Raw genomic sequence first — 6,658 nt, forward strand, 5'->3', positions numbered from 1 at the left:
GATATAAAGTAGAGCAGTTAAGCTTTAAGGTTTTTAACTAATTCGTTGTTGTGGGATACAACAGCACCGTCTTGACCATATGTCACTGATGAAGGCGCACCTATCAAAATCTCTTTCAACTCTCTGACGCTTAAGTTAGCTTGATGAGCTGCTTGAGCATTCACATCATTTTTTTGCTTGCACTTAATCAATAGCTCTTCGATGTTAGACGTCAGATTTTGTGCTTCTGGTTGGGAAAATAGCGCTTTGTCAAAACTGGAAATCTCTTTATCCAAACTTTGAATTGCGTGTAGTAAGGTGAGTTTTTCTCTTGCAAGTTCTTTTAGGCCATCGCCTTTTTTGGCTGCTAAAAGGTCAAGCTCACTATCTAACAACTGGGTCAAAGTTGTTAAATGAGTGAGCTGTTTTTCTAGCTTGTGTACACAAAGGGCTAGATGATCATCCATACATATCAAACTCAAATGCAGCGATGTTTTTGGCTAGCTTTTCAGCATCAATTTGATACTTACCTTCGCTGATTGCTTTTTTAAGTTCCGCAACTTTATCACTGTTGAAAGCGGGGGCTTCTTGTGCTTTGTCCTGTAAACTTTTAAGCTGACGTGCTTGTGGCGTCAAACTTACAGAATCAGAAGCTGTTTTTTGTGGCGCTTTTGTAGGTGCGCTACTCGCATTTGCATCATTTCTTTGCAACTCAGCTTTTTGTTGCTTAATATTATTAAGCACGCTGTTTGATTGCGGCTGACCTTTTACATTATTTACCATGATTGTGACCCAAATAAAGAATCTTGCTTTAAGTATCGGCTGATATAACTATAACTTTAGCAAAAATTTTAGATATTCACCTCAATAGAATCAACATCTTTAACTCTTCCTGAGACAATTTTTCCAGACTTTTGATTTTTAACCTGAATTTGCTCGCCAATGTTTCCGTCTTGTAATGCTATCCCTTGCGTTTTTATCGTTAAAGTACGTGTTTTTGCATAAATACTAACAATATCGCCTTTACAAACCATACAAATTTGATGCATCCCAACTGGCATACCTTCTCGCAATACACGCTTGCTGCGACTTCCTATGAGCAAATTGATGTCATCAATGTATGATGCTCTAACAAAATGTTTAGGTCTGTATTCAAGCCTCAAATGTTGCTCTGTTAGCAGCTCGCCTTTAGCAATCATTTCCGTGCTGACTATGACGGGAAACAGCTCCTCTATACGTATGTGGACATACTGGGTCCACCCTGATAGATCGTCGCACTTCAGTTGTACCGTTACCTGCCGATTAAAAGGGGCTGACGCGTTCGTTGATATATCTAGTGGTGTCTCACACTGACGAGTTGGCAGCCTCTCATCTAACGGTATCGCTCTAACTTGTAGGTTAGAATCCGACTTTTGAGTTGCTAGGTTGGAAATAAAAGAGCGAGCAGCTTCTTCCAGTGCCTGATTATTGTAATCTTGAGCATATACCGCATCGCTGAGCAGAATGTAGACCATTGCGAAGAAAAACCTTGCAGATTTGGTTTTTTTTAACAAACTCATGATGTTTCGACTATGCTTATCATGTGAAAAAGGGTATAAAGATTTTGCGTTAATTGTGACACCTCTTCAAGAGTTATTGTTCCTTTATTAACGTCTGCAAGTATCGTTCCGTTAAGCATTATTAAAGTTAGGAGATTGAAATGGCAGGTATTTTAGACTCAGTAAACCAACGTACGCAGTTGGTTGGGCAAAATCGCCTAGAGTTGTTGCTATTCAGGCTTAAGGGTCGACAACGTTTTGGCATTAACGTATTTAAAGTGCGTGAAGTGCTCCAATGCCCGCCATTAACGAGTATGCCTAAATCTAATGCCTTCGTACGAGGAGTTGCGCATATACGTGGACAAACTATTTCTGTCATAGATATGTCGTTGGCCGTGGGCGGTCCCCCAATTGAAGATATTCATAACTGTTTCATTATAATTGCTGAATATAATCGCTCTGTTCAGGGATTTTTGGTGGGTGCAGTAGAGCGAATCGTTAACATGAATTGGGAAAAGATCATGCCACCCCCCTCAGGTGCAGGTCGTTACTCATATCTTACCGCAGTAACCGAAATCGAGAATGAATTGGTTGAGATCCTTGATGTTGAAAAAATTCTCAACGAAATTTGCCCAGTTAATACAGAAGTTAGCCAAGATATTATATCTGATGGTGAGATGCAAAAAGACTTAGGGGAAAGAATAGTATTTATTGCAGATGACTCGGCTGTAGCAAGAAACCAAGTGAAAAGGGCTCTTGAACCATTGGGTGTTCAGACTGAACTAGCTAAAAATGGTAAAGAAGCCTTGCTACGCTTGCGGGAAATTGCGGAAATGGATTGCCAAAATAATATTACAGAGCGTGTTGGTCTACTTATTTCTGATGTAGAAATGCCAGAAATGGACGGCTACACGCTCACTGCGGAAATAAAGGCTGATCCAAAATTGGCACCATTGCATGTTATCTTACATACTTCTCTGAGCGGAGTATTTAATCAAGCAATGATCCAAAAGGTCGGTGCAGATGACTTTATCGCAAAGTTTAACCCAGATGAATTGGCAGCAGCCGTGAAAAAATGGGTTCACCGTGACTAATGAATGGCGGTAATACATTGGAAAACAAGCATCTTCAACAAAGTGAATATGATCAGTTTCGAACTTTTCTAGAACAGCAGTGTGGCATTGTCTTGGGTGATAACAAACTTTATTTGGTTAAAAGTCGCCTAGCGCCCTTAATGACAAGGTTTGGCGTTGACACCTTATCAGCATTGGTCAACAAAACACTTAGTCCACATGAGCGGCAACTACGTGCCGCAGTAGTGGATGCGATGACGACTAATGAAACACTATGGTTTCGTGATGCCTATCCTTTTGAATTGTTAAAAACGAAGATATTTCCTGAGTTTAGTGATTTACGCCGACCAGTTAAAATTTGGTCTGCGGCAAGTTCATCGGGGCAAGAGCCATATTCGATTGCTATGTCGGCAAGTGAATACCAAAGCAAGAGCCCTGGCTCTTTAAAAATGGGTGTTCAGATTACCGGTACTGATATATCTAATACCATGTTAGATATGTGTAAAAACGCTGAGTACGATGCATTGGCGTTAGCTCGTGGTCTTTCTGCTGAAAGGCGGAAAAAGTTTTTTAAAGATAGCGGCAACGGCATGGCGCAAGTTGTCGATCCAATCAAGAAAATGGTTAACTTTAGACACCTAAACCTACTTGATTCGTATGCTCTCATGGGAAAATTTGACGTCATATTTTGTCGCAATGTTCTTATATATTTTTCACCACAGGTGAAAGCAAAAATCATTTCTCAATTTGCTCAAGCATTAAATCCCAAAGGGTATTTATTTCTTGGCGCATCAGAATCTATGGCTGGATTAAGCGATTCATTTGATATGATCCGCTGTAATCCGGGTATAATTTACCAGAAAAAACAATAGAATACGGCGGTTATACCGCCGTTCTTATTTTTGGCCCGCCTTTTGCTTTAACTCCATAGAGTCAAATTTTTGGAGTTGTGTTATGGCAATTAGTTTCGATAAGGCATTGGGCGTACATCCTCATGCCATGCTTATTCGCTCGCAACGTGCAGAGCTTTTAGCCAGTAATATAGCCAACGCTGATACCCCTGGATATAAAGCCAAAGACATTGACTTTGCACAAGCTTTAAAAGCGGCAAAGTCAGGTCAACAACGCGGCAATAATATGATGCGCACCGATGAAAATCACATCGGTGGTGGCAGCAAATTAACTGGTGGTGTAGAACTTTTTCGTAATCCAAATCAAGTAGATACGGGGGATGGCAATTCTGTTGATATACAAGTGGAACGAAACTTGTATGTACAGAACTCATTAGAGTATCAAGCCAGTTTGCAGTTTTTGTCTGGTAAGTTTAAAGGCCTGAATAAGGCACTAGGTGGTCAAGGGTAATTATTATGAGTTTATATAACGTATTTGATATCGCGGGTAGTGGTATGAGTGCTCAGAATATTCGCCTGAACACCACTGCCAGTAATATTTCCAATGCAAACAGCATAAGTTCTAGCCAGGATAAGGTTTATAGAGCAAGGCACCCAGTATTTGCTGCTGAGTTAACAAAAGCGTCTTCAATGCAAGACCCTACGCAGTTAAACGCATCGGTCGGGGTTAAGGTTTTAGGCATTGTTGAAAGCGATAAACCGCTTCAGATTGAATATAACCCAAACCACCCAAGTGCTGATAAGGATGGATACATCTATAAACCCAATGTGAACGTGGTTGAGGAAATGACCAACATGATCTCAGCATCTCGTTCGTATCAAACTAATGTGCAAGTGGCAGATGCTGCTAAGCAGATGCTTAGCAAAACTCTACTGCTTGGTCAGCGTTAACGGGAGTATAGCTGATGAGTAATGATATTAATGCGGCGTCGTCTTCTTATTTGGATTCTCTTCGTTGGAATAAAGATAACAAGCCACAAGAGAAAAACGATACGCTAACGCAAGAAGACTTTTTCTCTTTGTTGACACAGCAGCTTTCTTACCAAGATCCAAGTAAGCCTGCGGACAACGATCAGATGATTGCCCAGATGACAAACTTCACCATGGCGGAAGGTATTTCAAACTTAAATTCAAAATTTGAAATGCTATCAGCATCAATGACGTCTAACTCGGCGCTGCAGGCTTCAACCTTGGTTGGCAAAAAGGCATTACTCGAATCAGACACGATTAATATAGGTTCAGATCAACTAGCCAAAGGCTCTGTGATTGCAACTCAGCCTGTTGAAGATTTAGTGATCAGTATCTATGACGACAAAAACCAATTGGTACGCAAAATGGATATGGGCAGTCAATCGGCCGGCGCATTAAAGTTTGAGTGGGATGGTAAGAACAACGACAAAGTTCAAATGCCAGACGGTGAGTACAAAATTAAAGCTGAAGGTAGGTTAAACGGTACCTATACAAGCCTACCGATGGCGACTTTTAAGAACATAGATAGTGTTAATGTGAATGGTGCCAATGGCATCGTGATCAATACAAGTTCGGGCGCAGTGAAACTCACTGATGTCGCTGAAATTGCATAATTATCTTAGTTACAGAATTAACCTTAGAGTACAAGAGGTGAGAGTATGAGTTTCAATATAGCATTAACAGGTTTAGCGGCAGCTCAAAAAGACCTAGACGTAACGGCCAATAACATTGCGAACGTAAATACCACGGGCTTTAAAGAATCACGTGCTGAGTTTGCGGATGTATACGCAGCTTCTGTGTTTAGTTCGGCTAAAACCAAAGCTGGTGATGGTGCGCAAACGACTATGGTAGCGCAACAGTTTCACCAAGGTTCACTTAAGTTTACGCAGAACTCGCTCGACTTAGCGATTACTGGTGATGGCTACTTTGCGATGAGTGAAGAGTTTGGTTCTCAAGACTATACCTACACACGTGCAGGGGCTTTTAAGCTTAATAAAGATAATTTTATTGTTGATGCACAAGGTAACTTTTTGCAAGGTTTCCCTGTTGACCCATCTACGGGTGACACAACATCTGTGAGCTTAAGTACATCAACAGCTTTGCAGATCCCAGATGCATCTGGTTCTCCTCGAGCAACTTCCACGATTTATAACTCGTTCAACGTGGATTCTCGAGAGCAAACTCCGTCGATTCCTTTTGATCCAACGCAATCGGCGTCATATAACTCGTCAACTTCAACAACGGTATATGACTCTTTGGGTGAACCGCATGTTATGCAGCTATTTTTTAGAAAATCGGCAGCAAATACATGGCAGGTGTTTGGTACAATGGATGGCACACAGTTTACCCCTGGCGGTGCTGCAGGTACAGGGCCAATTACCACATTTACTTTTAATGCCAGTGGTTTGCCATCAGCGCCTATTACTGGTGGCGGCACTACATTTGACCCACTTACATTAACGGGTCCTGGTGCAGGTTTGACGTCACTGTTGACCAATGGGGCGACTTTCCCCAATGATATCACCATGAACTGGCGCGATGAGGCGAATACCACAAACAAGCTACCAACTCAGTACGCAAGTCGATTCGAAGTAAAAGCACTTGAACAAGATGGTGCGACTGTTGGCCGTTTATCAAGTATTGATATCGGCTCTGATGGTAAAATTATTGCGGCTTACAGTAATGGTGATTCAACTTATCTGGGCCAAGTAGCTATGGTACGCTTTTCAAATTCGCAAGGCTTATCTCCTGTTGGCAACACAGCTTGGAAAAAGAGCCTGACATCGGGTGAACCGATTGCAGGTGAGCCAGGTTCAGGTACGTTAGGTAGTATTAACTCTTCATCTCTTGAACAGTCGAACGTAAACCTAACCAACGAATTAGTTGATTTGATAAGTGCACAGCGTAACTTCCAAGCTAACTCCCGTGCATTGGAAGTAAACTCAACACTACAACAAAATATTTTACAGATCCGATAATTACATATCATACCAAAAGGCCGCATGTTGCCTGTCTTTCATACACAAGTCCCTCGATGAAAATCGGGGGATTTTTTTTGAACTTAGCTAATTAATCTTGATCTGATCTGTTTTGATATAACGATAAGGTCAGTTACGGTGTTTTCAGCAAGTTCAGAGAAATGGGCATCAGAAACTTTTTCTCAAGCAAAGTTAGGTGATATTCGCAG

The 6,658-nt window shown here is 41.4% G+C and carries 9 protein-coding genes; 6 read left to right on the forward strand and 3 right to left on the reverse strand.

The window, feature by feature from the left end:
• Positions 1-17 precede the first annotated feature (17 nt).
• From flgN to flgA, 3 genes are all read right to left on the reverse strand, one after another.
• Positions 18-446: a flagellar export chaperone FlgN gene (flgN, locus tag HC733_RS11870; RefSeq protein WP_190365258.1), complete on the reverse strand. Its 429-nt coding sequence runs from the start codon at positions 444-446 to the stop codon at positions 18-20.
• Positions 439-762 (reverse strand): flagellar biosynthesis anti-sigma factor FlgM, encoded by a 324-nt coding sequence (gene flgM / locus HC733_RS11875; RefSeq protein ID WP_190365259.1) that lies wholly within the window; start codon positions 760-762, stop codon positions 439-441. The genes flgN and flgM overlap by 8 nt, the downstream gene beginning before the upstream one ends.
• 68 nt (positions 763-830) lie before the next feature.
• The gene (flgA, locus tag HC733_RS11880; protein WP_190365260.1) at positions 831-1,538 is read right to left on the reverse strand and encodes a flagellar basal body P-ring formation chaperone FlgA; all 708 of its coding nucleotides are present in this window, start codon (positions 1,536-1,538) and stop codon (positions 831-833) included.
• A 140-nt stretch (positions 1,539-1,678) separates the two neighbouring features.
• On the opposite strand from flgA, the gene HC733_RS11885 reads away from it, so the two are divergent.
• The 6 genes from HC733_RS11885 to flgE all read left to right on the forward strand — a co-directional run bounded on the left by HC733_RS11885 (position 1,679) and on the right by flgE (position 6,449).
• Positions 1,679-2,611, forward strand: coding sequence for a chemotaxis protein (locus tag HC733_RS11885; protein WP_190365261.1), 933 nt, complete (start codon positions 1,679-1,681; stop codon positions 2,609-2,611).
• A gap of 17 nt (positions 2,612-2,628) precedes the next feature.
• A complete protein-coding gene (locus tag HC733_RS11890; protein WP_190365266.1) occupies positions 2,629-3,462 on the forward strand; it encodes a CheR family methyltransferase in 834 nt (277 codons plus the stop codon).
• 82 nt (positions 3,463-3,544) lie between these two features.
• The gene (gene flgB / locus HC733_RS11895) at positions 3,545-3,952 is read left to right on the forward strand and encodes a flagellar basal body rod protein FlgB (protein WP_190365262.1); all 408 of its coding nucleotides are present in this window, start codon (positions 3,545-3,547) and stop codon (positions 3,950-3,952) included.
• Positions 3,953-3,957: 5 nt separating this feature from the next.
• Positions 3,958-4,392, forward strand: coding sequence for a flagellar basal body rod protein FlgC (flgC, locus tag HC733_RS11900; RefSeq protein ID WP_171625841.1), 435 nt, complete (start codon positions 3,958-3,960; stop codon positions 4,390-4,392).
• Positions 4,393-4,406: 14 nt separating this feature from the next.
• The gene (locus tag HC733_RS11905; RefSeq protein WP_190365263.1) at positions 4,407-5,084 is read left to right on the forward strand and encodes a flagellar hook assembly protein FlgD; all 678 of its coding nucleotides are present in this window, start codon (positions 4,407-4,409) and stop codon (positions 5,082-5,084) included.
• 45 nt (positions 5,085-5,129) lie between these two features.
• On the forward strand, positions 5,130-6,449 hold the full coding sequence (gene flgE / locus HC733_RS11910) for a flagellar hook protein FlgE (RefSeq protein ID WP_190365264.1): 1,320 nt from the start codon (positions 5,130-5,132) through the stop codon (positions 6,447-6,449).
• Positions 6,450-6,658 lie beyond the last annotated feature (209 nt).

Origin of the sequence: Pseudoalteromonas sp. S16_S37 (genome assembly GCF_014694405.1) — a bacterium.
Classification (GTDB): Bacteria; Pseudomonadota; Gammaproteobacteria; order Enterobacterales; family Alteromonadaceae; genus Pseudoalteromonas.